General features: G+C 66.4%; 29 protein-coding genes, 1 tRNA gene and 1 pseudogene. 14 read left to right on the top strand and 17 right to left on the bottom strand.

Annotated elements, in window-relative coordinates:
• On the bottom strand, positions 1-1,503 hold a 1,503-nt coding region (locus MGN01_RS17000), incomplete at its 3' end, for a DNA translocase FtsK (protein WP_147048016.1).
• 284 nt (positions 1,504-1,787) lie between these two features.
• Here MGN01_RS17000 and MGN01_RS16995 point away from each other — a divergent pair.
• The 3 genes from MGN01_RS16995 (at position 1,788) to glpX (ending at position 4,807) form a co-directional block, all read left to right on the top strand.
• Positions 1,788-2,267, top strand: a complete 480-nt coding sequence (locus tag MGN01_RS16995; RefSeq protein WP_147048015.1) for a hypothetical protein — start codon at positions 1,788-1,790, stop codon at positions 2,265-2,267.
• 100 nt (positions 2,268-2,367) lie between these two features.
• Entirely contained in the window at positions 2,368-3,759 is a 1,392-nt protein-coding gene (locus tag MGN01_RS16990; protein ID WP_147048020.1) for a homoserine dehydrogenase, read from the top strand.
• Between the two features lie 52 nt (positions 3,760-3,811).
• Entirely contained in the window at positions 3,812-4,807 is a 996-nt protein-coding gene (gene glpX / locus MGN01_RS16985; RefSeq protein WP_147048014.1) for a class II fructose-bisphosphatase, read from the top strand.
• A gap of 104 nt (positions 4,808-4,911) precedes the next feature.
• Here the strand turns inward: glpX and MGN01_RS16980 are convergent, their stop codons facing one another.
• From MGN01_RS16980 to MGN01_RS16965, 4 genes are all read right to left on the bottom strand, one after another.
• Positions 4,912-5,772, bottom strand: coding sequence for a tetratricopeptide repeat protein (locus tag MGN01_RS16980; protein ID WP_147048013.1), 861 nt, complete (start codon positions 5,770-5,772; stop codon positions 4,912-4,914).
• 246 nt (positions 5,773-6,018) lie between these two features.
• Positions 6,019-7,137, bottom strand: a complete 1,119-nt coding sequence (locus MGN01_RS16975; protein ID WP_147048012.1) for a 5-(carboxyamino)imidazole ribonucleotide synthase — start codon at positions 7,135-7,137, stop codon at positions 6,019-6,021.
• 11 nt (positions 7,138-7,148) lie between these two features.
• Positions 7,149-7,646 carry a 5-(carboxyamino)imidazole ribonucleotide mutase gene (gene purE / locus MGN01_RS16970; protein ID WP_147048011.1) on the bottom strand — a complete coding sequence of 166 codons (498 nt, stop codon included), beginning with the start codon at positions 7,644-7,646 and terminating at the stop codon, positions 7,149-7,151.
• A gap of 449 nt (positions 7,647-8,095) precedes the next feature.
• Positions 8,096-8,314 (bottom strand): YdcH family protein, encoded by a 219-nt coding sequence (locus tag MGN01_RS16965; RefSeq protein WP_147048019.1) that lies wholly within the window; start codon positions 8,312-8,314, stop codon positions 8,096-8,098.
• A gap of 274 nt (positions 8,315-8,588) precedes the next feature.
• On the opposite strand from MGN01_RS16965, the gene MGN01_RS16960 reads away from it, so the two are divergent.
• The 4 genes from MGN01_RS16960 (at position 8,589) to MGN01_RS16945 (ending at position 12,479) form a co-directional block, all read left to right on the top strand.
• Positions 8,589-8,771 carry a YdcH family protein gene (locus MGN01_RS16960; RefSeq protein WP_147048010.1) on the top strand — a complete coding sequence of 61 codons (183 nt, stop codon included), beginning with the start codon at positions 8,589-8,591 and terminating at the stop codon, positions 8,769-8,771.
• 163 nt (positions 8,772-8,934) lie between these two features.
• Positions 8,935-10,851 (top strand): propionyl-CoA synthetase, encoded by a 1,917-nt coding sequence (locus tag MGN01_RS16955; RefSeq protein ID WP_147048009.1) that lies wholly within the window; start codon positions 8,935-8,937, stop codon positions 10,849-10,851.
• A 148-nt stretch (positions 10,852-10,999) separates the two neighbouring features.
• Positions 11,000-12,118, top strand: a complete 1,119-nt coding sequence (locus tag MGN01_RS16950; protein WP_147048008.1) for an NADH:flavin oxidoreductase/NADH oxidase — start codon at positions 11,000-11,002, stop codon at positions 12,116-12,118.
• A gap of 49 nt (positions 12,119-12,167) precedes the next feature.
• Positions 12,168-12,479 carry a hypothetical protein gene (locus MGN01_RS16945; protein ID WP_147048007.1) on the top strand — a complete coding sequence of 104 codons (312 nt, stop codon included), beginning with the start codon at positions 12,168-12,170 and terminating at the stop codon, positions 12,477-12,479.
• A gap of 39 nt (positions 12,480-12,518) precedes the next feature.
• Here MGN01_RS16945 and MGN01_RS16940 read toward each other — a convergent pair whose 3' ends face one another.
• A complete protein-coding gene (locus MGN01_RS16940) occupies positions 12,519-13,301 on the bottom strand; it encodes a phosphodiester glycosidase family protein (protein ID WP_147048006.1) in 783 nt (260 codons plus the stop codon).
• A gap of 211 nt (positions 13,302-13,512) precedes the next feature.
• Here MGN01_RS16940 and MGN01_RS16935 point away from each other — a divergent pair, with 211 nt between their 5' ends.
• On the top strand, positions 13,513-13,962 hold the full coding sequence (locus MGN01_RS16935) for a hypothetical protein (RefSeq protein WP_147048005.1): 450 nt from the start codon (positions 13,513-13,515) through the stop codon (positions 13,960-13,962).
• Positions 13,963-14,087: 125 nt separating this feature from the next.
• Here the strand turns inward: MGN01_RS16935 and MGN01_RS16930 are convergent, their stop codons facing one another.
• From MGN01_RS16930 to MGN01_RS23645, 3 genes are all read right to left on the bottom strand, one after another.
• Entirely contained in the window at positions 14,088-14,384 is a 297-nt protein-coding gene (locus MGN01_RS16930) for a hypothetical protein (protein WP_147048004.1), read from the bottom strand.
• A 30-nt stretch (positions 14,385-14,414) separates the two neighbouring features.
• Positions 14,415-14,606, bottom strand: coding sequence for a hypothetical protein (locus tag MGN01_RS16925; protein WP_147048003.1), 192 nt, complete (start codon positions 14,604-14,606; stop codon positions 14,415-14,417).
• A gap of 120 nt (positions 14,607-14,726) precedes the next feature.
• A complete protein-coding gene (locus MGN01_RS23645; RefSeq protein ID WP_170246021.1) occupies positions 14,727-15,080 on the bottom strand; it encodes a hypothetical protein in 354 nt (117 codons plus the stop codon).
• Between the two features lie 88 nt (positions 15,081-15,168).
• Here MGN01_RS23645 and MGN01_RS16915 point away from each other — a divergent pair, with 88 nt between their 5' ends.
• Positions 15,169-15,429 carry a hypothetical protein gene (locus MGN01_RS16915; RefSeq protein WP_147048001.1) on the top strand — a complete coding sequence of 87 codons (261 nt, stop codon included), beginning with the start codon at positions 15,169-15,171 and terminating at the stop codon, positions 15,427-15,429.
• Positions 15,430-15,835: 406 nt separating this feature from the next.
• Positions 15,836-15,909 (top strand) — tRNA-Gln (locus MGN01_RS16910).
• Between the two features lie 117 nt (positions 15,910-16,026).
• Here the strand turns inward: MGN01_RS16910 and MGN01_RS16905 are convergent.
• Positions 16,027-16,380 (bottom strand): hypothetical protein, encoded by a 354-nt coding sequence (locus tag MGN01_RS16905; protein WP_147048000.1) that lies wholly within the window; start codon positions 16,378-16,380, stop codon positions 16,027-16,029.
• Positions 16,381-16,438: 58 nt separating this feature from the next.
• On the opposite strand from MGN01_RS16905, the gene MGN01_RS16900 reads away from it, so the two are divergent.
• Positions 16,439-16,639, top strand: a complete 201-nt coding sequence (locus tag MGN01_RS16900; protein ID WP_147047999.1) for a DUF3606 domain-containing protein — start codon at positions 16,439-16,441, stop codon at positions 16,637-16,639.
• 36 nt (positions 16,640-16,675) lie between these two features.
• Here MGN01_RS16900 and MGN01_RS16895 read toward each other — a convergent pair whose 3' ends face one another.
• The 5 genes from MGN01_RS16895 to MGN01_RS16875 form a co-directional block, all read right to left on the bottom strand.
• The gene (locus MGN01_RS16895) at positions 16,676-17,008 is read right to left on the bottom strand and encodes a hypothetical protein (protein WP_147047998.1); all 333 of its coding nucleotides are present in this window, start codon (positions 17,006-17,008) and stop codon (positions 16,676-16,678) included.
• 162 nt (positions 17,009-17,170) lie between these two features.
• On the bottom strand, positions 17,171-17,824 hold the full coding sequence (locus MGN01_RS16890; protein WP_147047997.1) for a transglutaminase-like cysteine peptidase: 654 nt from the start codon (positions 17,822-17,824) through the stop codon (positions 17,171-17,173).
• Positions 17,825-17,906: 82 nt separating this feature from the next.
• Complete coding sequence (locus tag MGN01_RS16885; protein WP_147047996.1) at positions 17,907-18,599, bottom strand: hypothetical protein; 693 nt, start codon at positions 18,597-18,599, stop codon at positions 17,907-17,909.
• Positions 18,596-19,156: a sigma-70 family RNA polymerase sigma factor gene (locus MGN01_RS16880; protein WP_147047995.1), complete on the bottom strand. Its 561-nt coding sequence runs from the start codon at positions 19,154-19,156 to the stop codon at positions 18,596-18,598. Before MGN01_RS16880 ends, MGN01_RS16885 begins: the two co-directional genes overlap by 4 nt.
• Before the next feature lie 76 nt (positions 19,157-19,232).
• A complete protein-coding gene (locus MGN01_RS16875; protein WP_170246027.1) occupies positions 19,233-21,077 on the bottom strand; it encodes a S8 family peptidase in 1,845 nt (614 codons plus the stop codon).
• 700 nt (positions 21,078-21,777) lie between these two features.
• On the opposite strand from MGN01_RS16875, the gene MGN01_RS16870 reads away from it, so the two are divergent.
• Together MGN01_RS16870 and MGN01_RS24605 are read left to right on the top strand one after the other, a co-directional pair.
• Entirely contained in the window at positions 21,778-21,975 is a 198-nt protein-coding gene (locus MGN01_RS16870) for a hypothetical protein (RefSeq protein WP_147047993.1), read from the top strand.
• 69 nt (positions 21,976-22,044) lie between these two features.
• Positions 22,045-22,263 (top strand): annotated as a pseudogene (locus tag MGN01_RS24605) (hypothetical protein); the annotation flags it as partial.
• A gap of 46 nt (positions 22,264-22,309) precedes the next feature.
• Here MGN01_RS24605 and MGN01_RS16860 read toward each other — a convergent pair.
• On the bottom strand, positions 22,310-23,215 hold the full coding sequence (locus MGN01_RS16860) for an alpha/beta hydrolase (RefSeq protein ID WP_147047992.1): 906 nt from the start codon (positions 23,213-23,215) through the stop codon (positions 22,310-22,312).
• Between the two features lie 100 nt (positions 23,216-23,315).
• Positions 23,316-24,257, bottom strand: coding sequence for a transglycosylase SLT domain-containing protein (locus tag MGN01_RS16855; RefSeq protein ID WP_174804601.1), 942 nt, complete (start codon positions 24,255-24,257; stop codon positions 23,316-23,318).
• Between the two features lie 145 nt (positions 24,258-24,402).
• On the opposite strand from MGN01_RS16855, the gene MGN01_RS16850 reads away from it, so the two are divergent.
• Positions 24,403-26,061: an ABC transporter ATP-binding protein gene (locus MGN01_RS16850; protein WP_147047991.1), complete on the top strand. Its 1,659-nt coding sequence runs from the start codon at positions 24,403-24,405 to the stop codon at positions 26,059-26,061.
• Positions 26,062-26,071: the final 10 nt, after the last annotated feature.

The raw sequence follows: 26,071 nt of genomic DNA, 5'->3' as shown, positions 1-26,071 counted from the left end.
GTTCTTGCCGAGGCACAAGGCGAGCTTTTGTTGGGTCCCCACGAAATCTTGCGAGGCGAGGAGCTCGCGCAGGAAGACCGTCTCGCGCTTCGTGTTCGGCAACTCGATGCCGATGGCGTTGCGTCCGGGCACGACGGCAACGCGGGCCGAGATCGCCGACATTGAGCGGGCGATGTCGTCGGCGAGCGAGATCACGCGGCTCGATTTGGTGCCGGGGGCGGGCTCCAGCTCGTACAACGTCACGACCGGGCCGGGACGAACGGCCAGGATATCGCCGCGCACGCCGAAATCGGACAGCGTCGCTTCGAGCAGCGTCGCGTTCTGCTCAAGCGCATCGGCGGAGATTTCGCTACCCGGGGCAGCGGGGCGCGGCAGGGCGAGAAGTTCGAGAGCAGGGTGACGATACTCACTTGGTTCGCCACGCGGCATCGGTCGCGGACTGGCCGGCGGGGCCGGCGGCAGCGGAGCGGAGACGCGGCCGCGCGGAGCCTGGGGCGGCTCCTCGAAGTCTTCACCCTCGTCGTCCGGCTGGACCTGCGCGGCCGGCATGCGCCGCGAGCTGGCTTGCGGAGCGGGCGCCTCCGCCGCGTGTTCGAAGCGCTCGTCCCGGCGCTCGCTGCGTTCGTCGAAGGTCGGCTCGCGCCGCGCGCCAACGCTCTGCACGCGCTCCTGCGCCTGCGTGGCCCAAGGCGGATCGTCCTCGAAGGCGCGGCGGGCCGCGATGGCGCCGGGCGACGAACCAGCATAGGCGAGGTCGTCGACCTGCCGGCCCGCTTGGAAATTGGTCAGCCGCGCGCGCAGCGCTTGGCGGCCGTTCATCACGGCCTGGGCTAGGGCACCGAGTGACAGGATGCCGAGGCTTGGCTCGTCGGCGTCGTGCCGAGACTGGCGATCGTTGGCGTATACGGGCTCCTCAAAGTCCTCTTCCTCCTCGCCGATGCCAGCGCGGCATGCGCCGGTGAGCGAGAGGATGGCGATAGCGGCGTAGAGGATGCCGACGAGGGCCGCTGCCGGCCCGGCGATGGCGCCAACCACGAGCCGCGCGACCGAAAGCAGCGCATCGCCCGCGACGCCGCCGAGGCCCGTCGGAAGTGGCCAGCTCGCTGTCGGCGGCAGGGCACTCGCGACGGCGCTGGAGGCAAGAAATCCAATCACCCAGAGGGCGAGCCGCAACCCGCCGCGCGGCAGATTGTGCTCACGCATCAACCGGGCGCCCCAGAGCACCGGTGGCAGGGCAAAAGCGAGGGAGCCGAGCCCGAGGAGCTGCATGGCGAGATCGGAGACCGCCGCGCCCGCGCGCCCGAGCACATTGTGTGCAGCTCGTTCGGTGGCATGGTTGAGGCTCGGGTCGTCGATCGACCACGTCGCCAGCGCCACGATCATGGCCATGGCTCCGGCGAAGAGGACGAGGCCGCCGAACTCCGTCAGTCGCTTCGCCATGAACGGGCGGAAGCTGTCGACGAAGGTATCGTACGGCGATGCGGAACGTCGGAGCGAGCGCATGCGGGACCGGACGGGATTAAAGAAACGTTTCGCTAAGGCTAGCCCGGTCCAGTTAACGGTCCTTTAAGTCTGGCTTGGACAGCAGCGTTGCCACCTTGCGCGTGTGGGCTGACTCGTTTTGACTGCGGATGGCGCCTCCGCGCGGCTGCACTCATTAGACCTTGCCGATGCTTCATTCTTGGAGCCGATGAGCCGTTCGAAGCTCAGCCGTGGATATCGATAAAGCAGATAAGGGTACCGAGCATGCGGCTGCGAGGCGCCAACCGCGCGGATTGAGGTCACCCATGATCGCCCGTGCCGTCGCCGCGTTCCTTGCTGTGACTGCCTCCTCCTCGGCGCTCGGTGCGTCCTGGACAGCCTACGGCAATGGGCGGTTCGGATATCGCATCGACCTGCCGCCAGGCTTCCCTCCGATCCGGGAGGCCGAGAACGGCGACGGTGGCCGATCATCCTCGCCACAAGGGCATGCGGAATTCTCGGTCTGGGGCGCGAACCTGCTCGATGAGACCTTCCGGCAGGATGTCGTCGCGCGGATCGCCGGCACCATCCGCGACGGCTGGAAGGTCGCCTACCGTTCGGTGACGGCCAGCGGAGCTGCTTGGTCGGGCAGCAAGGGCGACCGCATCGTCTATGTCCGTGCAATTCCGCGCTGCAAGGACCAGGCAGCCTATGTCCGGCTCGAGTACGACGCGACCGCCAAGGTCGCCTTCGACCCGATCGTCGCCCGGGTCGCGAGGAGCCTGAAGGGGATTGGCCGCTGCTGAGCAGCTTCCGCACCACAGCATCTTCCCATCCCAGTCCCGGTCGCGTTACAGCGCGTCACCCTTCGGCCGTGCGATGGCCGCGCGACTTGGAATGACCACCATGAGCCTGCTCGCCCGCATCCTCTCACCGCGCTCGGCCTCGAGCGACGGAGCGCGGACCCTGCGCCTCGGTATTGCTGGGCTCGGCACGGTGGGTGCCTCCGTCGTTCGGATGATCGCGCGCCGCTCCGAGGCGCTGTCGGCGGCGACCGGCTGCACGATCACCGTCACCGCCGTCTCGGCCCGCGATCCGAAGCGCGATCGCGGCATCGACCTCGCCGGGATCACATGGTTCGACGATCCCGTTGCGCTGGCGCGTTCGGAGAATGTCGATTGCGTGGTCGAGTTGGTCGGCGGCTCGGAGGGCGCGGCCAAGGACATCGTTGAGGCGGCACTCGCCGCCGGCAAGCACGTCGTCACTGCCAACAAGGCGCTGCTTGCGCACCATGGCAACGCGCTCGCCAAGGAGGCCGAGGCCCGCGGCGTGTCGCTCGCTTACGAAGCGTCGGTGGCCGGCGGAATCCCGGTCATCAAGGCGATCCGTGAGGGCCTCGCCGGCAATTCCGTGAGCCGCGTCTACGGAATCATGAACGGCACCTGCAACTACATCCTCAGCCGGATGGAGGCGGAGGGCCTGACCTTCGAGGCCTGCCTGAAGGACGCCCAGGCCCTGGGCTATGCCGAGGCCGACCCGACCTTCGACGTCGAGGGCTTCGACACGGCCCACAAACTCGCCATCCTCACGAGCCTCGTCTTCGGTGTCGAGATCGATGTCGAAGGCGTCTCGGTGGAGGGTATCTCCGCGATCCAGCCGCTCGACCTAACCATGGCCGACGAACTCGGCTACCGCATCAAGCTGCTCGGTGTCGCTCAGGCGACAGAGGCCGGTATCGAGCAGCGCGTGCACCCGACCATGGTGCCGAAGGGCTCGGCCATTGCGCAGGTGATGGGCGTGACCAATGCCGTCACTATCGACGCCGACGCCGTGAAGGAGCTGACCCTGATCGGTCCTGGTGCCGGCGGCGACGCCACGGCCTCGGCGGTGGTCGCCGATATCGCCGACACGGCCTTGGGCCTGATGCGCCCAACCTTCGGCCAGCCCGTAGCACGGCTCGCCGCGCCGCGCCGCGTGGAGATGCAGCGCCACGAGGGAGGCTACTACATCCGTCTCACCGTGCACGACCGCACCGGCGTGGCGGCGGGTGTGGCCACCCGCATGGCCGAGCGCGAAATCTCCATCGAGAGCATCGTGCAGCGTCGCTCGGCCAAGGCCGAGCCGGCTGATGCCAAGGCCGCCTCTAGCGATCCGCGCGGCCTGGCGCGCCAGCCGGTGCCGTTGGTGTTGATCACCTACGCGGCAACCGAGGGGAACATCCGCGCGGCCCTTGACGCCATCGCTGCGGATGGTCTGCTGGCGGAAGCGCCGCAGCTTATCCGCATCGAGCGCGAATAAGGGACTGACCGGGGAACGGCCGGCCCACAGAATCAAAAGGGACGGAATCACAATGCCCTTGGCCGATACCGGGATCTTCAGCGACCGCTCCGCGCGGGGGCTGACGCTGGAGCTTGTGCGCGTCACGGAGCGGGCAGCTATCGCCGCGGCACGACTGCGTGGCCAGGGCAAGGAGCGCGAGGCCGACCAAGCGGCCGTCGATGCCATGCGCGCCGAGCTTGAGAGCCTGCCTATCGTGGGCACCGTCGTAATCGGCGAGGGCGAACGAGATGAGGCACCGATGCTGTACATCGGCGAGGTGCTCGGTACCGGGAATGGCCCGGAGGTCGACATCGCGGTCGATCCGCTGGAAGGCACGACACTCTGTGCGAAGGACATGCCGGGTGCCATCGCCGTGATGGCGCTCGCCGAGAAGGGCACGCTGCTCGCCGCGCCTGACGTCTACATGCAGAAGATCGCCATTGGTCCCGGTTATCCGATAGGCACGATCGATCTCGACAAGACCCCAGCGGAGAACATCGCCGCCCTAGCTAAAGCGAAAGGTGTCGAGCCCTCCGCACTCACTGCGATCATCCTCGACCGGCCTCGCCACATCGATCTCGTCGCCGCCGTGCGCGCGACGGGGGCGGGCGTTCGCCTGATCTCGGACGGCGACATCGCCGCCATCATCCACACCACGGCTCCCGAAGAGACCGGCGTCGACATCTACCTCGGCTCAGGCGCGGCCCCTGAGGGCGTAATCGCGGCCAGTGCGCTCTGCTGCATCGGCGGCCAAATGCAGGGCCGCCTGATCCTCGACAGCGCCGACAAGCGGGCGCGGGCTGCCCAGATGGGCATCACGGACCCGAACCGAAAATACGACATTCGCGACATGGCGCGTGGCGACGTCATTGTCGCTGCGACCGGCGTGACCGACGGGGCGCTGCTCGGCGGTGTACGCTTCAAGCCCGGAATTATCGAGACCGAGACGGTGGTTTACCGCTCCAACACCGGCACCGTCCGCCGCATCGCCTGCGAGCACCGTCGGCCGGAGCTGATGGACCGCTGAGGGTTCGCCTCCATCATTGCTTCGCCACGCTCGCAATGCAGGCTGACATGAAAAAGGCAGCGGATGATCCGCTGCCCTTCTCGTTTCAGGTTCGTCCAAAAAGCCTAGAAAATACTGCCCGACATCCGGCTGATACCCTGCTTGGCGACCACGTTGTTCGGGTCGAGCGATGAGGCCTGGGTGTAGCTCTCGCGAGCTTCCTTCTTGCGGTTCGTCTTCTCGTAGGCGAGCCCGCGATAGGCCCAGGAATTTGCGTCCTTCGAATTCACGTTGAGGGCCGCGTTGTAGTCCTCGATTGCCTTGTCGTATTGATTCGTGGCGATCAGGCTCTGACCGCGAGCCGCGTAGGGCGCCGAGACGAAGGGGTTGCGGTCGATAGCGGCGGCGAAGTCGCCGATCGCGTCGGCATCGTGGCCCTGCTTCTGGCGGACCAGACCGCGGGCGTGATAGGCCTCGGCTGATTCCGGGTTGAGGCGGATCGCGACGTTGAGGTCGTTCAGCGCACCACCAAGATCCCCTTGCGCGCGCTCAAGGTTGGCGCGGCCGATATAGGCGGCGGCGAAGTTCGGATCGATGGCGATCGCCTTCGAGAAATCCTGCAGGGCGGCGTCGTTGCGACCGGTCTGGCGATAGGCCAGCGCGCGGTTGTTATAGGCCGAGGACGAATTCGGATCGATCTGGATCGCCTTCGAGAAGTCGCCGATCGCGTCGCCGTACTGACCTGCGCGGGCATAGGCCGCGCCGCGGGTAACGTAGGCGCCAGCATCATTCGGATTGCGCGAGATCACCTCGCTGAGCGAGTTGATGTTGGTGTTCGTGGCACTGGTGGTGTCAGCCGCCTCAAGTACGGCGTACTGACGCGGCGAGCCGGCGCTGTAGGTCTCGCAGCCTGCCAGTGCGACTGCCGTCAGCGCCAGCGCGCCGACAAGTCCAACGTGGTGCGTCCTCGGCTTCATGGACGTCATCGACCCGCTCCCCCTCCGGCCATCCTGCGCTCATCGCGTCCGGCCGACACTGTCTACGATCCCGTCGCGCTCTCGACGTAGGTCGGAAGTGCAAGTGCACGTTCGCCGGATGCGGTGAACGCGCACTTAAGGCGGCGCGACTTTGCCGCTGAAACTGTTCGATGTGGCGAAGGTGTGGCCCCCTCGGCGGCAGAGGGCGTTCTGGGACCTTTGAGAGGCGAAACGCGCCCGGCTGTGGCGCGTGGGCTACGACTCGCGGGGCCGGACCAGCCGGGTGACGTGCCCCATTTTGCGGCCCGGCCGAGCGTCACCCTTGCCGTAAAGATGCAGATGGGCGCCAGGCTCGGCGAGGAGCCTCTGCCAGTCGTCGGCCTGGTCGCCGATCAGGTTGTGCATCTCGACGTCGAGGCTGCCGGTGCGTGACGAGTCGCCGAGTGGCCACCCGCAGACGGCGCGCACGCATTGCGCGAATTGTGAGGTCAGCGCGCCCTCGATGGTCCAATGGCCGGAATTGTGGACCCGCGGTGCGATCTCGTTGACGACGAGCCGGGCAGCGCCGGCCGGGCCGGCAACCTCGAAGAGCTCGACGGCGAGAACTCCGACATAATCGAGCGCCTCGGCAATCTGCCGTGCGATTCTCACCGCTGCGTCGCCGGTCTCGCGGGCGAGGCCCGGGGCCGGGACGCGGGTCACGGCAAGGATGTGGTTCTCGTGCTCGTTGGCACAGGGATCGTAGGCCGCGAATCTGCCATCGGTTCCGCGCGCGGCAACGACGGAGATCTCGCGCTCGAAGGGTACGAAGCCTTCGAGGATGCAAGGCACACCGCCGAATCCGGCGAGGATCGCAGCAAGGTCGTCACCATCGCGGATCATGCGCTGGCCCTTGCCGTCATAGCCGAAGCGCCGGGTCTTCAGCACGGCGGGGAAGCCTAGGGCGTCGAGGGCGTCCGACAGGTCCTGCACCGTGTCGACGGAACGGAACGGCGCCGTCGGGATGCCGAGGCCGTTGACGAAACGCTTCTCCGCGAGCCGGTCCTGCGTGGTCAGCAGGGCGCGTGGGTTCGGGTGCAGCGGAGCATGCCGCGCCAGAATCTCGGCGGTAGCGTGCGGGATATTCTCGAACTCGTAGGTGACGACGTCGACACTATCGGCGAAGGCCGCCAGCGCCTGCGCATCCTCGTAGGGAGCGACCGTTGTCGCGCTGCAGACGTCGAAGGCCGGGCTATCGGCATCCGGCGCGTAGACGTGGACTTTGAGACCGTAATTTGCCGCGGCGAGCGCGATCATGCGGCCGAGCTGACCGCCTCCGAGAATGCCGATGGTTCCGCCGGGCCGAACCGGCCCTGCCTTAGTGGTCTTCGCCATGATATGTGTCTTTAGTGTTCGGTCGTGTCCGGCCGTTCGGCGACGCTTTCGGTCTGCCGCGTACGCCATGCATCGAGCCTGCCGGCAAGGTCCTGGTCCGTCAGCGCCAACACGGCAGCAGCGAGAAGCGCTGCGTTGATCGCGCCAGCACGGCCGATCGCTAGCGTCCCGACCGGGATGCCGGCCGGCATCTGCACGATGGAGAGCAAGCTGTCCTGGCCCGACAGCGCCTTCGATTCCACCGGCACGCCGAAGACCGGCAGAGGCGTCATCGCGGCGGTCATGCCCGGCAAATGCGCAGCACCGCCAGCGCCGGCGATCACCACCTTGAAGCCGGCCTCGCGCGCGCCCTTGGCGAAGGCGACGAGCCGGTCGGGCGTACGGTGCGCCGAGACGATGCGCGTCTCATGCACGACGCCGAGCGCGTCGAGGGTCTCGGCGGCGTGCCGCATGGTCGTCCAGTCGGACTGGCTTCCCATGATGATCGCCACGGGGGCCGATCCCGACATCCTCGTCACTTTCGGTTGCTGGAAATGGACCGGCGATCACGCGCCAGGGTCATGTTGTCGAATACAGGTGGTGCCGCGAGCCGGCAAGGCACGGGTCCGTCCCGTTCGAGGTTTCGAGACCGGCCGTACCTGATCGGCCTCGCATCTGAAAGTAGCGCTCGACCCATTTGGCTGGGGCCCCGCTCTCAGATGCGTCGGCCGCGCCGCTCGCGGACGTCATCCTTGCTGTCTGCCGCGGCAGCGTCGAGACGAATTCAGACGGCAGAACGGCCGGTTATGGACGTATCCGATGCTCCGTAAGTTTCATCAGCATTCTCACTAGCCCGCCGTCTAGGAAGTCTTGGCGGACAAAGTTCCAGTATCGGGAGCCTTTTCCGCACGTCGATCCGGCGACATGCGAAGAATGCAACCTTCGCGAGACTGGTCGCGGGGCCTGAGCAGCAGTCTCGTCACGCGATGATATCCGGATGGATCTGATCCTCGATGTGGCTGATCCGGTCGCGCAGGAACAGCTTGCGCTTCTTCAGTCGCTGGATCTGCAACTGGTCGCTGACGATGCCAACCTTCAGCGCCTCGATCGCCGCATCGAGATCGCGATGCTCTTCCTTAAGCCGGCCGAGCTCCGACGCGAGGTCGGTCTCCGCATCGCCGCTGTCGTTGGCACCCATCATAATCGGCAAAACTCGACCACGCTTTCGTGAAAACCATGCGCCAAGGCCCGATCCCGAGCAAGGCGGCAAAGCTTCGCCAGTGGTCGTTCCACGTCGATATCGTCTTGTCGGCCACGCGAATTTGCAGCGGCTGCACGATCTCGACGAAGGTGCGGAAAACCAGCGTCATTTCGATGACGAAATCGAGAGCTTGACCGCCGAATCGCTTCGACAGCCGGCTCATCGTGTGTCAGTCTGCCCGAGTCGGTAACGATGACAGGAGAGACGCCTCATGTCCTTGGATACGCATTTGAGCCAGCTCGCCCGGAAGCACGACGCTCTGGAGCGGGAACTGCACGACGCGATGCAGTCGCCTTCAAGTGACGACCTCCACATCGCGGAGCTCAAGCGCAAGAAGCTCCACCTCAAGGACGAAATCAACCGGCTCCGGGACGACGGAGAGACGCTCCACTGACCCGGTCGGCCGGCGAGCCCGGCCGCTCCACTTCATAACCTGACGCGTTCACCGCCGCTCCGGATCTCCGGCGCGGCGGTTGTTTTTTTGGGCATTGCCCGGCAGATCGTGAAAGGATGCGGGGAAGCCGGCGCGGACCGGCATGATAACGCCGAGCAACGCCATGACAGCCGCTGCAACTGCCTATTCCGCCGTGCACGCGGCCTCGATCGCCGACCCGGATACGTTCTGGCTGGCAGCGGCGAAGGCAGTCGACTGGGAGCGCGCGCCAACCCGGGCTTTTGACCCTGAAGCCGGCGTCTACGGGCGCTGGTTCCCCGATGCCCAGCTGAATGCCTGCTTCAACGCCGTTGACCGGCATGTCGAAAACGGACACGGCGCACAGGCTGCGATCCTCTACGATTCGCCCGTCACGGGCACCAAGCGCCGCATCAGCTACGCTGAGCTGCGCGAGGAGGTGGCGACGCTCGCCGCCGTACTCGCCGCCTTCGGTGTCGGCCATGGCGACCGTGTGGTCGTCTACATGCCTATGGTGCCTGAGGCGCTCGTCGGCATGTTGGCCTGCGCTCGGCTCGGCGCTATTCACTCTGTGGTGTTCGGAGGTTTCGCCGCCAACGAACTTGCCGTGCGCATCGAGGATGCCGCGCCGAAGGTGATCCTCGCCGCCTCCTGTGGCATCGAGCCAACCCGGATCGTGCCCTACAAGCCGCTGCTGGACGCTGCGATTGCCCGCTCCTCTCACAAGCCAGAAGCTTGCCTGGTGCTGCAGCGCCCGCAGGCGAAGGCCGACCTCGTCGCCGGGCGCGATCACGACTGGGTGGCAGCGATCACTGCAGCAAAGGCGGAAGGTCGCCGGGCCGATCCCGTCGCGGTGGCGGCAACCGATCCGCTCTACATCCTCTATACCTCAGGCACGACTGGGAAGCCGAAGGGTGTGGTGCGCGATACCGGCGGCTATTGCGTCGCACTGACTTGGTCGATGGCCAACCTCTACGGCGTGAAGCCAGGCGAAGTGTACTTTTGCGCCTCCGACATTGGCTGGGTCGTCGGACATTCCTACATCGTCTACGCGCCACTCCTGCACCGGTGCACGACCATTCTCTACGAGGGCAAGCCAGTGGGCACGCCCGATGCCGGCGCCCTCTGGCGCGTGGCCGCCGAATACGGTGCCTGCACGCTGTTCACCGCGCCCACAGCCCTGCGCGCCATCAAGAAAGAGGACCCGCGGGCCGAAAAACTCGCCGGTCACGATCTCTCCGGCTTCCGGGCGCTCTTTCTCGCCGGTGAGCGGGCTGATCCGGATTCCGTAGCCTGGGCCGAGAAGGCGCTCGGCAAACCGGTGATCGACCATTGGTGGCAGACGGAGACCGGCTGGGCCATCGCCGGCAACCCTCTCGGCATCGAGCGACTGCCGGTGAAATATGGGTCCACCGCCGTGCCAATGCCGGGCTACGACCTGCATGTCCTCGACGAGGCCGGTAAGCGGGTGCCTGACGGCACCATGGGCACCATCGCCCTCAAGCTGCCTCTGCCGCCGGGCTGCCTGCCGACTCTGTGGGGCTCGGACGAGCGCATGCGCGCGAGCTACCTCTCGACATATCCTGGCTACTACGACACCTCTGATGCTGGCATCCGCGACAAGGACGGCTACGTTACCGTCCTCGGGCGGACAGATGACATCATCAACGTGGCCGGCCACCGTCTCTCCACTGGCGGCATGGAAGCAGTGTTGGCCTCGCATCCGGACGTCGCCGAATGCGCCGTCATCGGCATCCGCGATGCGGTGAAGGGCGAGGCACCCTGCGGCTTCGTTGTGCTGAAAGCCGGCGTCGCGAAGGAGCCGTCGGAGATCGAGCGCGAGTTGGTCGCTCGCGTCCGCGACGAGATCGGTCCGGTGGCTGCCTTCAAACTCGCGGTCGCGGTCAGTCGGCTGCCCAAAACTCGCTCGGGCAAGATTCTTCGTGCGACGATGAAGGCTATCGCTGACGGCCAGAGCTACACGATGCCGCCGACCATTGAGGACCCGGCGGTGCTCGATGAGATCGGTGATGGTCTGAAGTCGCGCGGGATCGGCGTGTAGCCTGTACACCCGCAGCAAGAGATGGTTTTCGCCCCCCCACGATCACCAGCATGAGGACCGTCCGGGACTTGCAGGTCTGGCGTGAGGTCCCGCTGGACCTCATACCGGCCTGCGCCAGTTAGCGCTCCAGTCATACTCCGGAGAACTCATGTCGGTCCGCCTTTTCGAGCCGCTGCACCTCGACGCGCTCGCACTCGACAACCGCATTCTGATCGCGCCGATGTGCCAGTACTCGGCAACAGCCGGCGAGGCGTCCGACTGGCACATGATGCATCTCGGCCAGCTCGCTATGTCCGGCGCCGCGCTGCTGACGCTGGAGGCGACCGCGGTCTCCCCAGAGGCGCGCATCACCGATTGGGATCTCGGACTCTACTCGGATGGCTGCGAGCGCGCGCTTGCTCGCGTGCTCGACGCGATCAACGAATACGCGCCGATTCCAACCTGCATCCAGCTCGCCCATGCCGGGCGCAAGGCATCGAGCAAAGCGCCCTGGGCCGGAGGTGCGCAGATCGCTCCTGAATCGCCGCATGGCTGGCGCACTGAGGCGCCCTCGGCGATCCCGCATGGGGAGAGCGAGGTGCCGCCGCACGCCCTCAGCATCTCCGATCTCAAGCGAATCCGCGACGATTTCGTCGCCTCGACCAAGCGCGCCATGCGGCTCGGCATCGATGCGGTCGAGCTGCACGGCGCCCACGGCTACCTGCTGCACCAGTTTCTCTCGCCCCTCTCCAATCAGCGCACCGACGCCTATGGCGGCAGCCTCGAAAACCGCATGCGCTTCCCCCTCGAAGTCTTCGACGCCGTCCGCGATGTCGTGCCGGCTGGTAAGCCGGTGTGGCTGCGCGTCTCGGCGACGGACTGGGTCGAGGATGGCTGGAGTCTCGACGAGACCATCGCATTCGCCCAAGCGCTCAAGGCGCGCGGCGCGGCAGCGATCCACGTCTCCAGCGGTGGTCTCTCGAGCCAGCAGAAAATCGCGCTTGGGCCTGGATACCAGGTGCCCTTCGCCGAGCGCATCAAGGCCGAGACTGGGCTCACCACCATCGCCGTCGGCCTCATCACGGAGCCGCGCCAGGCCGAGGCAATCCTCGCCGAGGGCCGGGCCGACGCGATCTCGTTGGCCCGCGCGATGCTCTACGATCCGCGCTGGCCCTGGCACGCCGCCGCTGAACTCGGTGCCGAGGTCCGCGCGCCGAAGCAATATTGGCGCTGCCAGCCGCGCGAGTTCAAAAGCCTCTTCAAGGACACGCAGTTTGGCCAGCGTTGAGGGCAATGAAGCGGGTCCTGCCGACGTTGTCGCCTTCGCCGTCGAGCGCGTGCGCATCGACGAAGAGGATGGCCTGTGCCTGATCTCGGGCGCAGATGACGAAGAGGAGCCCGCTGGCTACTTCATCATTCAGATCGATGTGGTCGGTGCTAGCCTGGAGTTTCTTAGCGAAGAGCTGAGCCAGCGCGACGGGGTCCAAGCGCTGGCGATCAGCAATCGTCGGCTCGACTTCGCCCTCGACCCGTCCAGCGCCATTGGGGCTCAGATGCCAAAGGTTCGGATCACGTCGCGCGAAGCGATCGGATCTGCCGTGAAAGCCGCATTGAAGAAGGCATTCGGGAACCGCGTCCGGGAGATCTGATCGACTCCCCCCGTCTTCTTTGCGCTCGCAAAGACGGCATCAGCGTGAGATCGCTCCCACCAACGGCCCGAGGGGCCGGCTGAGGTCTGAGCGGCCGAGGCCCGGCGCGTAGAGGCTCGACACCGAACCGTCCAGGAACAGTGCGTTCCGGCACCCGAGCGCGTCCTTGAATAGTCGTGCGAAGGCGCCGAAGCTCACCGGACGCTCAGAGATGGCAAAGATCGCTGTGCGCCCATCATCACGCACGCCGACGCCATTTCGCACCTTTTGGCTCGGGCCGTCCTCCGAGATCTTTGGGTGGATCTTGCCGTCGATCACCAGCATCGGGCCAGATTGTGTGGCGAAGTCTGGCTTCGGTTTCACCTTGAGATAGCGCACAGTGTCGAGCACACCCGCCCGGTCGCCCTTCACATAGAAGATACCGTTAGGCTTGAGGTGAAAATTGCCAGGCCCGTTGGCGGTCGAGACACGCTTTAGCTCACGACCCTCTTCGATGTAGAGGCCGACTGGCGCCTGATCCTTGTCGTACATCCCTGCGTTCATCGCGAAGCTCAGCGCCGATCCCTGTGATCGAGCGAGGCTCGAGAGCGATGTATAGGGAGCACCGTCCGGGCGGAGCCAGAACAGGCGTATCTGCTCCCGCCGGAGGTCTACGGCGCAGATGGTATAGGTCTCGCCCTCGGAGACGGTAGCGCGGCACGGTCCCTTGCTAGCCGAAGCGCTTGTGGACGAGGTAGAGGCATCTGCGGCTTCGCGTGCTGCTGAAGGCAGGGCCGTCAGAGCACACAGGCCGACCGCCAGTCCGGCAAGACGTGAACGCATTCCTAGATCTCGCTTCTGGCACTGACAGGTCTTTCCCCGATCCGGCTACGCTTTCGTCGCCGCAAAACAGGGGCATTTTCAAGTCGAATGAGCCCCGGCGAAGCACCGCGTTGGAGCACCCATGCAACCGGGACTGCATGCCGCATGAACTGTTTTCCACCATTGCACGTTTGATGGGCTGATGGGGGAGGTGCTCCTCGGAGATGACATCATGAAACGGGTAATTCTGGCATCGGCCTTGGTGGCGGGCGCCCTCGCCGCTCTGCCGGCGACGGCCGAGGCACGCGGTTTCGGTGGGTTCCACGGGGGTGGTTTCCACGGTGGCGGCTTTCATGGCGGCGGCTTCGGTGGCTTTCATGGCGGCGGCTTCGGTGGCTTCCGTGGCGGCGGCTTTCGCGGTGCGGCCTTCCATGGAGGCTTCCGGCCCGGCTGGGGCGGCGGGTGGCGGCATCGCGGCTGGGGCTATGGCGGTGTTGGCCTCGGGCTCGGCCTCGCCGCGGCAGGCCTCTATGGCGGCTATTACGGCTATGGCTATCCCTACGGCTACTCGACCGTCGGCTACGACGATTATGGGTATGGCTATGGTGGCTGCTACGCCGTGCCGCGTCTACGTTGGACGCCCTACGGTTATCGCCGGGTTCTGGTGCGACGCTGCTACTGAGCCGGTTTTCGGAGCGAGCAAAGATTGCGGGAAAGGGTCGCGAAAGCGGCCCTTTTTCTTGTCCAGATCAAGTGGGCTTCCAACGGAGTCGCTAGCTGCGGACGAAGCGTTTGATCCAGATGCCGTCAGCCCGCGTGAAATAGGCGGATTAGCCCGAACATCAGGACTGCGCCTCCGAGGCAACGCCGCCAGGGATTGACCCCGCGTAGGACCTCATCGACGGCCCACCAGGCAAGGCTCGCTATCGCAACCACCTGCAGGCTTGCGCTCAGCCAAGCAGGAACCGCAATGGCCGAGGCCTCCACGATCCATGCAAGACCCGCAGCGCTCGCAAAGATCCAGAGCGGCAGGTTCGGCCATTGTGCAATCACGATGGCGCCGGTGGCACGATCGCGAAAGAACCAGTTCAGCACCCTCATCACGTCGTAAGCCTGATCGGCACTCTCGACGGATCAGGTCTTGTCCGCGCCTGTGCGTTCGGCCTTACGGATCGGGGCGCAGATCTCCGGGCTGACTTTGTCCAGTGTCGGACAGGCATTAGCGAGATACCAGGCACGCAGGGGTGGCTGATTGGGGGCAATGTACATTCCAACGAGGATGAAGCCGCCTCCGAGGACGATGATGAGAATGAGGAGGTTTCGCACGGACAACTCCGGAATTGGTTTTTCCGCCCGTTCGATAGGGCCACTATGCCTGCATAACACAGGCATGCCTCGCGGCGACCGTGCCGAGCGTACTATCGGGGCGGGCTGCTCGCTGTCTGTCTACCGGCCAGGGTTCAGCGGCATCGGCCGGTCTTTGACCGGGGGCTGCCGGTCCTTGCTGTTAAGATAGCCGTTGTCCTGCAGCCAGATCATCAACAGCAGGGCGGCGAGCAGACTGGCGAGTTGCATCAGCGAACCCAGATGCTGACGCCAGAACACCATCAGCAGCAGAACGGCAGTCAGGGCGATAGCGAGAGCTGGAACCATAAAGCGTTGTGCCACTCCTCGCTGGTCGATGCACCCCACGGCTTTTTGTCTTCGGCTCGGTTCGCTACGGTTAACGGTAGGGGCATTGAATACTGAACTTTGCACCCAAAGCAGAATTTTCAGATCGGGTGCGCAGAAAACACCCAAAAAGAATCATTGCCGAACACTGAATTGCGTGACAGAAGCCCGGCTCATATCGGGACGCGGCGCTTGCCGGTCTTGAGGACTGCCGTCGATGACCACCTCCATCTCAGAACATTTTGCCGGTGCCCGTTTTGGGGGGCCTGTCTCCGCGATCCGTGCGCGCGCCGCGGCAGATGCCCGTTTTCTTCGCGCGCTGGCGCGCTCGGCCCGTGTCGACGGCCTGCCCCATTCCGAGCTGCGGGCGACCAACGCCCGCATCGCGGCACGCAACGTACTCGACCACGCGCGACGAATGTCTTCGCTCATTCCGGCCGCAATCGGCGGCATCCAGCCCGCTGAGATGGTGGACTGACTGAAGGATGGCTTCTTCACCACTCACCTCATGCTCTGTCGGACCACGGATCGCGTGATAGCTGCGTAAGCAGTGCGGTAGGTCGGAGCTCATTGGACGGCCTAAGAGTTTCGCAACCTGGAGCCGGTCCAACGCCGCTCCGGTCTCGATCGTGAGTTTGCACAGCGGCTCGCCGATCCCGTGGCCCTTCCGGGCCGCCCCACGGTCTTTTTCGATGGACAGGAATTGCCGCGGACAGTGTGAGTTGCGGTGCACCTGAGGATGGTCAAAAGGAACCCGTCACGTTGGGCTAGACAAGGCGTCGCGAAGTCCTTACACGGCGCGAGCTACGCCGACCGGCCGACGATATCCACATCGACGCCGTGTCTTGAGGGCAGCTGGTAAAAGTCACAATCGCTCTCGGCGGTGGGGGATAGTTTAACGGTAGAACAGTGGACTCTGACTCCTCTAGTCCAGGTTCGAATCCTGGTCCCCCAGCCAATACAATTCGCCCGCTCAGTCGCTGACTCGGCGGGTTTTTTCGTTTCTGGAGCTCTGGGAGTTCAAGGCAAATGGCTGGACCCGCGGCCCTTGTAGGTCCGTGCGTTCAACTTTCATTCACTGCACTGTCGCGGTCGAGTTCTCCATCCAATCAGCTGCGACGAACAATGTCGCCATGCCGAGGACGGTGAGCGCGATGGCGAGGTAGAACGCTTTGCCTTCGCCGAACCGCATCATCAGGAGGGCGCCGGCCAAGAGTTCGAGCGAACCGATCACCCCAAAGATGTTGGCCACGATCTCTCCCTCGCGCGAGCGGATCACCGTAGCATGACTGGCGAACGCGTCGACGGTTGCGGGTGCGATGCCTCGGCGGACCGGTGTTTTATCCAGGCTGTGCTTATGACACGCTGACACAGCTTCTGCGTGCGATGGCGGGTGCAGACGGTGTTTCCGGTCCGTCGCATGATCCATTGGCTGCCGCCCGACGTTACCGCGATGGATCCACTATGCAGAGCAGCAGGGCAGCACCATGAGTGACCACGAGAGGACGGACCACGAACCATCGACCGTGAATGTTTCGGAGCCTTGGACGCTGGCCTACTGGGCACGACGGCTCGAGGTGCCGGCCGAACGCATTGAGGAGGCCGTCGAGGCGGTCGGGCATGAACCCGCGAAGGTCGCCGCCCATGTCGGCAGGCCTTGGCCCTTCCAAGGCAGCGGCATCGTCTGAGAACAGTGGCTGGTCCGGCCGGGCTCGAGACTACGCCTAAAGGCTGCGGCTCGTCTTTGTCGTGAGCAGCCAGGTCCGTGCGCGGATGAGCAGCGCTGGGCGGACACGATCGACATCGTCCTCGTCAACGAGCGGCGACTGCGAGAGCGCCGAGAGGTAGGCGGTTTCGCTGTCGCGGCACTCGCGCAGAGCCATATCTGCGGCCAGCGCTCGGCTGGAGAGAGTGGCGCGTAAGGTGAAAGCATCTGAGAGGCAGCCGCGCCAGGCCTCATGCCGTTCGCCCACGCTCGTCTCGGCGAGAGCCGGCGCCGCAGCGGCAAGCAGACTGGCGACACCGATGATGCGAGCGATCGCGTAAGCCGAGATCATCGCCGGGACCTCTAGGTGTCCGCTGAACCTCGCGGCAGAGGCGGCGGATTGGGATGGGGCGCATTCGCGAGTTTCGCGAAACGCTCCGGTAACCCTTGCGTCCAAACTCTTAAACGTTCGAAGCCTCCTGCAGGAAGCGGTCGTCCCGTTTTGGGACGCGACTCAACGGTTGGCGGTGGTCACCGGCGAGACGGCGACGCCGAGGCCGACCCAGGCGACTGCGTCCTGGCTCTCGCGCTTGATGTAGGTGTAGCCGGTCTGGCGCCAGGGCAGGACGGCGCTGGTCTTGTTGTCGAGGATGAGATCGCCGCGGTCGGTGATCAGTGTAAGAACCGCGTGGCCCTCGCCCTTCTCGTCGATGACGACAGTCATGCGCATGGCGCGACGGGGCAGGCCGGCCTCAGCAAGCATCGCGCGCTTGCGCAGCTGGAAGTCTTCGCAATCGCCCTGGCCATCTTCAGCGAGGTCCCAGCGGTCGGCGAGGTTCCAGTGGTCTTGGTCGGTGACGGCGTGGACCGCCTTGTTCACGCGGCGGTTTACGATGTTGATGGTCTGCCAGATCGCTGGCGTGAGGGTGATCGACGTCGCTTCGTTGCGGTCGACGGCGCATTCGCTGGCGTAGCGCTCGCAGAATTCGGTCCAGGCCGCGATCGGACGCGCTGCGCCAGTGATCGAGGCGGCGAGGCCGGAGGTGGGCAGCGACGCGAGGGTCTGCGCCTCGGCCAATGGGACCCAAGCCAGCGACGCTACAGCGGCGAGACCCGCAACCAAACCACGAACCGAAGCCTTGATCCGCTTGGAAACGCCGGTACGCATGGCTTCGGAGAACCTCGTTAATCTTCTGTTAACGACCGTCTCACAGGTGCCGGGTGGCCGCAATCTTTCGGTTAAAGGTCGGTTAACGAGGCTGTTGAGGCCGGTCGGCTGAAGGCGTTACGGGGGCGACGAGCCGGATGAGCGCGGTCTTCGATCGCAGCTGCTCGATCGTTCGTGAAGCTGCCTCGCCGCGCTCCTCGAGCCGCAGGCGAAAGACCCCACCGGGGAGCGGGCCCTCGACGATGGTGGCACGGGTGTCCCGCAGGAGGGTCTCGATCCGCTCAGTGGTTGCTGCCGGCGTAAACGCGACCAGGACGAAGGTGCCCTCCACCGCTGCCGGCACAGGCGCCGAGGCCGTCTGGTAGCCTCCCGACCCCTTGCCAAAATAGGCCATCGTCAACAGGCCGGCCTGTACGGCGATCACCAGAGCCGCGACCGCGCCGGACCAGGCAAGCGAGCGCGGCGCTAGGCCAGCGAGCCAGTGGCGCCAGCGCTCCGAGAAGCCCTTGTGCGGCTTGCGACCCTCGGCCTCAATGCGTGCGAAAACTTTGTCGCGCGCAGCTCGCGAAGGCATGCCGAGCCCCTGATTCAGCGCCACCGTCTCGGCACGCTCTTCGCGGGCGATCTCAAGATGGCGCGCGCGCTCTGGGTCGGCGCGTAGGGCCGCTTCGACCCTCTCTGCCTCTTCGGCCGACAGTCGTTCGACCGCGTGCCACGGCAGCAGCAGGTCGATCTCGTCGGGTTTGCGGTCCTGGCCGGGCTCTCCTGCGGTCATGGCCAACCCCGATCGATGCCCATGGCGGTCAACTGTTCCGAGAGCCTCTTGCGCGCGTGAAAGAGGCGCGTCTTCACCGTACCGGGGGGCACGCGGGTGATTTCGGCGACCTCCTCGACGCTGCGCTCGTGATAATAGACAAGATCGATCACCTCGCGATGCTCAGCGGACAGAGCCGCGAGACAGCGGCGGATCACCGCCGCCTTACCGACCTTCTGGAGTAGAATCTCGGGAGTTTCGGCCTCGTCCTCGATCGCCTCGGCGATCTCTGGTTCGAGGGCTACGTGCGGGCGCTTGCGCAGATGCGAGAGTGCCTTGAAGCGGGCGATGCCCAACATCCAGGTGGTCACGCTGGAGCGGCCCTCGAACCGGGCGGCCTGCTGCCAGACATCGAAGAATACGTCGCTCATCAGGTCCTCGGCCTGTGTGGCATCCCGGACGAGGCGCACCAGGAACCGGTACACGCGGGTGGAATGCCGCGCGTAGAGGCTCTGCATTGCGAGCGCGTCGCCGCCCGCGATTCGCATCACCAGCACCTCGTCGGAGGCGTCGGTCATGCGGCCGGGCTGCTCATGGGTCGCTTCGAGCGAGGGTTCGGTTCAATCGTCACGTGAACGATTTTGGCGGCCGGCGTCATTTCAGGGGCACGTCGCTCTTCGTCGTAGCGGACAGTGTCGGCGCGGCGCTCGTCTCGAGTGCCGATCCGCTTGTCGTGCTCTCGACGGGCGTTGCCAGTTCGGCTTTCGCGGCGTCCGATGTGGATGGCTGTTCAATTCTGGCCGCGCCGAGGGGCGGCTTCGCATCGCTCACCAGCGCCGGTGTGAAGGAGACGCCGACAGCCTGGAGCGCCTCCCGCGCATCGGCTGAGCCTGCGCCAAAATCCGGATCGGGACCGGCCGGCCCAAGATCGCGGGCGCTCTTCGTCAGCGCATCGCGCAGGGCCGCGAGGGTCAGGTCAGGCTTCGCCTGCAGCATCATTGCGGCGATGCCCGCCACCTGCGGCGCCGCCATCGAGGTGCCGCTGAGGAAGCCGTAGCCGCCTCCCGGTGTCGCCACAAAAACCTCAACTCCGGGTGCCGCGATGAACACGTGCGGTCCGCGACTGGCGGCGGGAAACAGCTTGTCCTGCGCATCGATCGCGGTGACGGCGATCACGTTGGAGTCGGCGGCCGGATACAGCGGCGGCGAGTCCGGACCGCCATTGCCCGCGGCGGCGACGTAGATGAAGCCCTTACCCGCGCCGGCAGCGAGGAACTGCGAGAGCTTCGCGTCGGCCGGCCCGGTAAAGCTCATATTGACTACGCGAGCCTTGGCTGTGGCGGCGCGGTTGATCGCCCGCAGGATGTGAATCGTCGTGCCCTGGGCTCCGGGCTTCTGTAGTCCGACGGTGAAGGCCCGGATAGCGACGAGCGGTGCGTCCGGGGCTGCGCTGGCGAGCTGCGCACGTGCCCCGGCGATGCCGGCGACGGCGGTGCCGTGCGCTTCGCCGCCGCCCGCGGGTAGAGCGGTCTTGGTGATAGCATCCCAGTTCTCGCTCAGCGCACCGGCCAAGGCGGGATGTGCTTCGTCGACACCGGAATCGATTACTGCGATCGCAACATCGCGCCCGGTTGCTACTCGATGGGCCTCATCGAGATGAAGCTTGGCCACGACATATTGCACGCTCGCGAAGGGCAATGCAGGCGCGATGTCGCCGACCAGCGCATAGACGTGGTTTGCCTGGGCCGAGGCGACCTGAGAGTCCGCCTGAAGTGCACGCACAACGGTGGCCACGGCACGGCCGTCGCGGATGCGGTAGCGGTGCAGCGTGAGCGGCACCAAGTTGAAGCTCTCCGTCTCGATGGCATCGAGGCGCTGCTGGCGGGCGAGCCGGGCGATGGTGTTTCCCGGTGCGCCCGGCTTGAGTTCGATCAGGACTTCGCCCGGTACGGTCCCAGGTTCGTCGACCTGAGCGGCTGCGACTGGCGGTGGAGCGGCAGGACGAACCGGTGCAGGCACGCGCGGGGGAGGCACCTTGGCCACCGCGTTCGGGCGTTTAGATGAACCGGGGTGGGACGCGACCTTCGCCGCTTGAGCCGGCGCCGGATGCGCAGGCCTGACGATCCGGACGGCCGGCTCGGCCGGACGCGGTGGCGCCCCTAGGACGACCGGCGGGCGATGGCGCGGCGGCTTCTCGACGATGGGCCTCGGCCGCTCAGAGGGGGGGCGTTGACGTGCGGGCGGCTCGGCTGTGCCTCTCGGGCGCCGCAGTGGGGGCGGATCGCCCACGTCCTCGACCTCTTCGACCTCTGGAGGGCGGCCGCGACCCATCGAACCGACCACGCCGCCGAGGATCGCGCCGCCGATTCCGAGCCCCAACCCACCGCCGTAACCGCCGCCATAGCCGCGCCCGCCATAGCCGCCTCCGGGCATGCCTCGGTACTGGGAAAAGGCAGGAAGAGGAGCCAGCAGCAGGATCGCGCCGGCAGCCGCCCACACTATCGTCCGGCTCCCTCGCGCGCGATCCGCCATGGCAGAGAATTCTCCGATCCCTCGCAGCGTCGCCGCCACGACTCGCTTGGACTGTGTATCCGACGAGATGCGCACTCTGGCCGAATGATCAGTCTACGTCTATGCGGCCACCGATCTTGCGAACACTCTGCGATACTGCACCGAAGACATGCGGACTAGGCGAGGCGCCGATCGCGCTCCAACCATGACTGGCGGCCACTTTCTTTGACGGTTCCGTCGCAGATGCGGACCTGACGGCCGAATATGTTGCCGTCCTCGTCGATGGCGCAGCTATCGCCGTCCGCGCTAACGGCACTCGCCGTGATTGGTCTGAGATTGGAACCCCGATCCCTGCATCGATCACCGAGGCGGAGAGGGCAGCTAGAACGATCGTGCCGGCGCGGGTCGTCGAGACAATGGAGAAAAGCGATATGGCCTAGTTCCTTGAAGGGGCCGGCTCGCCCATCGCGACCCGGATAGGCGTGTGTCGCGCCGGGCTGGCAGCCGGTTCATCGCCTTTCGAGTTTTTCTTGATGAGCCGGCGCGCGTTTCCGGGGCAGGTGCGCCGAAGGAGAAGGCTGGTCCTCATGTGATTTTTCGCAAGCCTCGATGAACCGTCAGCGCCACCGCCGCGACCCATCGCCATCGCCCGACCGGATCGTTCGTCCAGGGCCGTGGAGACGTTGCAATGGCCCAAGAGCTGATCAAGTCCCCAAAGGTCCGCTGGGGCATCCCGCTCGTGCTGCCGCACGTCCTCGTGAGCGTCGGCCTGCTGGTCTTCGTGGCAGTCGACGAGCAGCCAGCTCGTCCTGCCATTGAGCAGCCCGCACCTGAGCTCGTCTCTGCTCCCGGCGCCATCACCGCCAACGCGGTACGCAGCGGCTGAGCGCGCACCGCGCGTGCCTGTGCACTGGCGGGCACGAGACGTCTCTTGCCATGCTCGGCAAGAAGTCCAGTGCCGCTACAGGGGCGCGGCACGGAGAATCGGGATGAGCGACAGCGAAGTGGAGCCGGTCCGGTCCGGGGCTGTCCCGTCGCTCGCGGGTCGCCCGTCATCTGCTCCGTCGCAATGCCGGCAGACACGAACCCGGCAGGCGACGTTTTCGGAGGCTGGCTGATGGCGCAGACGGATCTTGCCGCCGGCAATGTCGCTGCGCGCCGCGCGCGGGGTCGCCGTCGCCATCGGATCGGCGTTCGAGGCCGGTGCCGCCGGTAGAGGGTTAGCGCATCTGCACTGAACTCAGCTGCCGGCGTTCGGCATGCTGATGGAGGAACGCCGCCATCTCGGAGAGTTCGGGCGCCTTCGAGCGGAAGGTAATCGAGAGCGCGAGCAGCGTATCGGCGTGGTCAAGCCCAGCATAGATCCGCTCCTGCACCGGGACACGAGCATCCCGCAGTCGGGCCGCGAGGCTCTTCGTGTTGCGCGGGCGTACCGTCGTGTCGGCGTCGCCGGTGGCGAGGAAGGCGGGCGGCGAGTTCGGGCCGGCGAAGGTGATCGGCTGCGTCCCCTTCGGGTCGGGCGCCTGCCCGAACAGGTCGATCGAGGTCCCCTGGTCAAACGGGAAGAAGTCGTAGGTGCCCGATAGGCCGGCGACTGCGCGGATGGTCTGCGGCTCGACGCCAGCACGCCGCAGGTACGCTGGGTTCAGCCCGAGCATCACCGCGTTGTAGGCGCCGGCCGAGTGTCCGGCGAGGACGATCTTCTTCGGATCGCCGCCATAGGCCGCGATGTGGTCGCGGACCCAGGCGATGGCTCGCGCGCCGTCATCGAGGAAATCGGGGAAGCGCACCTGGGGGTAGAGCCGGTAATCCGGCAGCACCGTCACGAAGCCCTGAGCAGCCAGCGCCTGCGCGGCGAAAGCATAATCTTCCTTCGAGCCGCTCTTCCAGGAGCCGCCGTAGAAGAAAACCAGCACGGGCGCGTTGGCGACGTTACCGACCGGGGTGAATACGTCGAGGCGGTGGCGCGGATCCTCGCCATAGGCCGCGTCCTTCAGCGAGAGGCGGGCGCCGGCGTCGCGCGGGCCGAGCGCGTCGAACAGCGCGAGCGGCGAGCAGCCGGAGAGGCCGAGCGCGGAGAGCAGAAGGCAGCCGAACGAGAGCGCGGCGACGAGGACACGGAACATGCGTCTCCCAGGGGATGTGCTTGAGGCCGCAGATGAAGGGCCAGACTGGGCGGTTTCAAGGCCGTGCGCGCGCCGAACATGTTTCCCGTGCGCACGCGCATCAGGTGCGCAGGACGATGCAGGCGCCCCCGGCCTTGCGGATGCGTTCGCACAGGGTTTCGCCGGCCGCGCGGGTCTCGGCCGGGATGCGGATGCGGTAGAAGGCGCGTGTGCCGCGCGAGCGGAGGCGCGTGCCGATGATCATTGGCCGCACGGCGCCGATCACGTTGGCGTAGCGGGAGCGCGTCCGCGAGAAGCTCGCGAGCGCCAGCGATTTCGAAAAGTTGCCGGCGAGCTGGATGCCCCAGGGAGCCGTCACGCCACCCTCGACGGGCAGGGCGAAGCGATCCCCGCGCGAGGGAATGCGCAGGAGCGCCGTGACCTGAAGACAGGTCTGCGGCTCCGCCTCGACCTCCTTCGCCGTGTCCGCCTTGGCCGTGTCGGGCTGCTTCGCCTCGGGCTTGGCCGGCTCGCCCTCCAGCGGGGCCAGCTCGACGCCGGAGGGGCGCCAGTCCTCGGCCGGGTGACCGGTCAGCGCAATGACATAGGCGCGCGTCTCGGCCGGAAGCCCGCCCTTGCCGGCGAGCCAGGACGAGACCCGGCCGGCTCCGCCATTATAGGCCGCCGCCGCCAGGCCGAGATTGCCGAACTGCCGGCGGAGGTCGGCCAACAGATGCGCGGCGTGCGGGATCGCCTGCTCGGGATCGAACGGGTCGAGCAGGCCGCGCTCACGCGCCGTGCCCGGCATGAACTGCGCGACGCCCTGCGCGCCGACAGGGCTGACCGCGTTCACGCGGAAGGCGCTCTCGCGGAAGATCAGCCGGGTCAGGAAAGGAACCGGGATCGACCGCGCCCTCGCGGAATCCTCGATCAGCCGGCAGAGGGCCTGGGTAACGGTCTCGCCGTCGCCGCCGGGGCCCGTGGCTGCGGCGGAAGGCGGCGCGCTCGAGAGCAGCGCGAGAAGAGCGACGAGGATCAGCGAGACGCGCGGCACCACCGCCATCTAGACGTGTGCGGGCCGGGAGGAAATCCTGAAAGCGCCTTTGCCGCCGCATCGCGCGCCATTCGCCCTGCGGGCTTCGCGGCGCTATAACCCCGCCGACCGTCTCCGCGCCGACCGGCCGGAGGATCCCCTTTTCGCGGTGCCGATGACCGAACCGCTTCTCTCCGTCGACGATCTCTCGGTGGCCTTCCGCTCGTCGGAGGGCGAGACGCTGGCCGTCGACCGGGTCAGCTTCACGATCGCGGCCGGCGAGACGCTGGCGCTGGTCGGCGAGTCCGGCTCGGGCAAGTCTGTGACGGCGCTCTCGATCCTGCGCCTGCTCGACGGCGCGGCGCATCACCCGGGCGGACGGATCGTCTTCAAGGGCCGCGATCTGCTGCAACTGCCCGAACGCGAACTCAGGAAGGTGCGCGGCGCGGACATCACCATGGTGTTCCAGGAGCCGATGACCTCGCTGAACCCGCTGCACACCATCCAGCGGCAGATCGGCGAGGTGCTGCAACTCCATCGCGGCCTTACGGGCAGGAAGGCGCGCGCGCGGATTCTCGAGTTGCTCGACCTCGTCGGCATTCGCGATGCCGAGCGGCGGCTCGGCGCCTATCCGCACGAATTGTCGGGCGGCCAGCGCCAGCGCGTGATGATCGCCATGGCGCTCGCCTGCGAGCCCGACCTGCTGGTGGCCGACGAGCCGACCACGGCGCTCGACGTGACGGTCCAGGCGCAGATCCTGACCCTGCTCGCCGATCTGCAGAAGCGGCTCGGCATGGCGATGCTGTTCATCACCCACGATCTCGGCATCGTGCGGCGCATCGCAACCTCGGTCTGCGTGATGCTGCGCGGGCGCATCGTCGAGGCCGGCCCGGTCGCGGAGGTCTTCGACCGGCCGCAGCACGAATACACCCAGCGCCTCCTCGCCTCCGAGCCGACGGGCCGTGCCAACCCGGTCGATGCGGGAGCCGAGTGGCTGGTCCAGGCTGGGCCGGTCAAGGTCTGGTTCCCGATCAAGCAGGGCCTGCTCCGGCGCACCACCGACTACGTCAAGGCCGTCGACGGCGTCCGCCTCGCGGTGCGCAGGGGCGAGACCATCGGCGTCGTCGGCGAATCCGGGTCGGGCAAGACCACCCTCGGTCTGGCCCTGCTGCGGCTGACGGCCTCGGAGGGGCCGATCGTCTTCCTCGGCAAGGCGATCGAGAACTTCTCGGTGAGCGCGATGCGGCCGCTGCGCAAGGACATGCAGGTGGTCTTCCAGGACCCCTACGGCTCGCTCTCGCCGCGCATGTCGGTGGCCGATATCGTCGCCGAGGGCTTGGTGGTGCAGGGGCAGGCCAAGTCGCGGGCCGAGCGCCGCACCATCGTGGCCAAGGCGCTCGCCGATGTCGGGCTCGATCCGGCGGCGATGGACCGCTACCCGCACGAATTCTCCGGCGGCCAGCGCCAGCGCATCGCCATCGCCCGTGCCATCGTGCTGAACCCGCGTTTCGTCGTGCTCGACGAACCGACCTCGGCCCTCGACCGCTCGGTTCAGGCGCAGATCGTCACCCTACTGCGCGACCTGCAGCGTGAGCGCGGCCTCGCCTACCTGTTCATCAGCCACGATCTCAAGGTCGTGCGCGCCCTCGCGAACTACGTGCTCGTCATGCAGAACGGCCGCGTCGTCGAGGAGGGGGCAGCTTCCGAAATCTTCGCCCGGCCGCAGACCGAGTACACCCGCACACTGTTCGCGGCGGCCTTCGACATGGAGGCCGAGATCGTGGATCGCGAGTCGGCGCCTGCCGAGGGCGTTGCCGACGCCGTTCCGGCCTGAGCGGACGCGA

This window comes from Methylobacterium gnaphalii, from assembly GCF_007992215.1.
Taxonomy (GTDB): domain Bacteria; phylum Pseudomonadota; class Alphaproteobacteria; order Rhizobiales; family Beijerinckiaceae; genus Methylobacterium; species Methylobacterium gnaphalii.
Note: the sequence above shows the minus strand (reverse complement) of the source record. Positions and strands in the feature narration are given on the sequence as shown.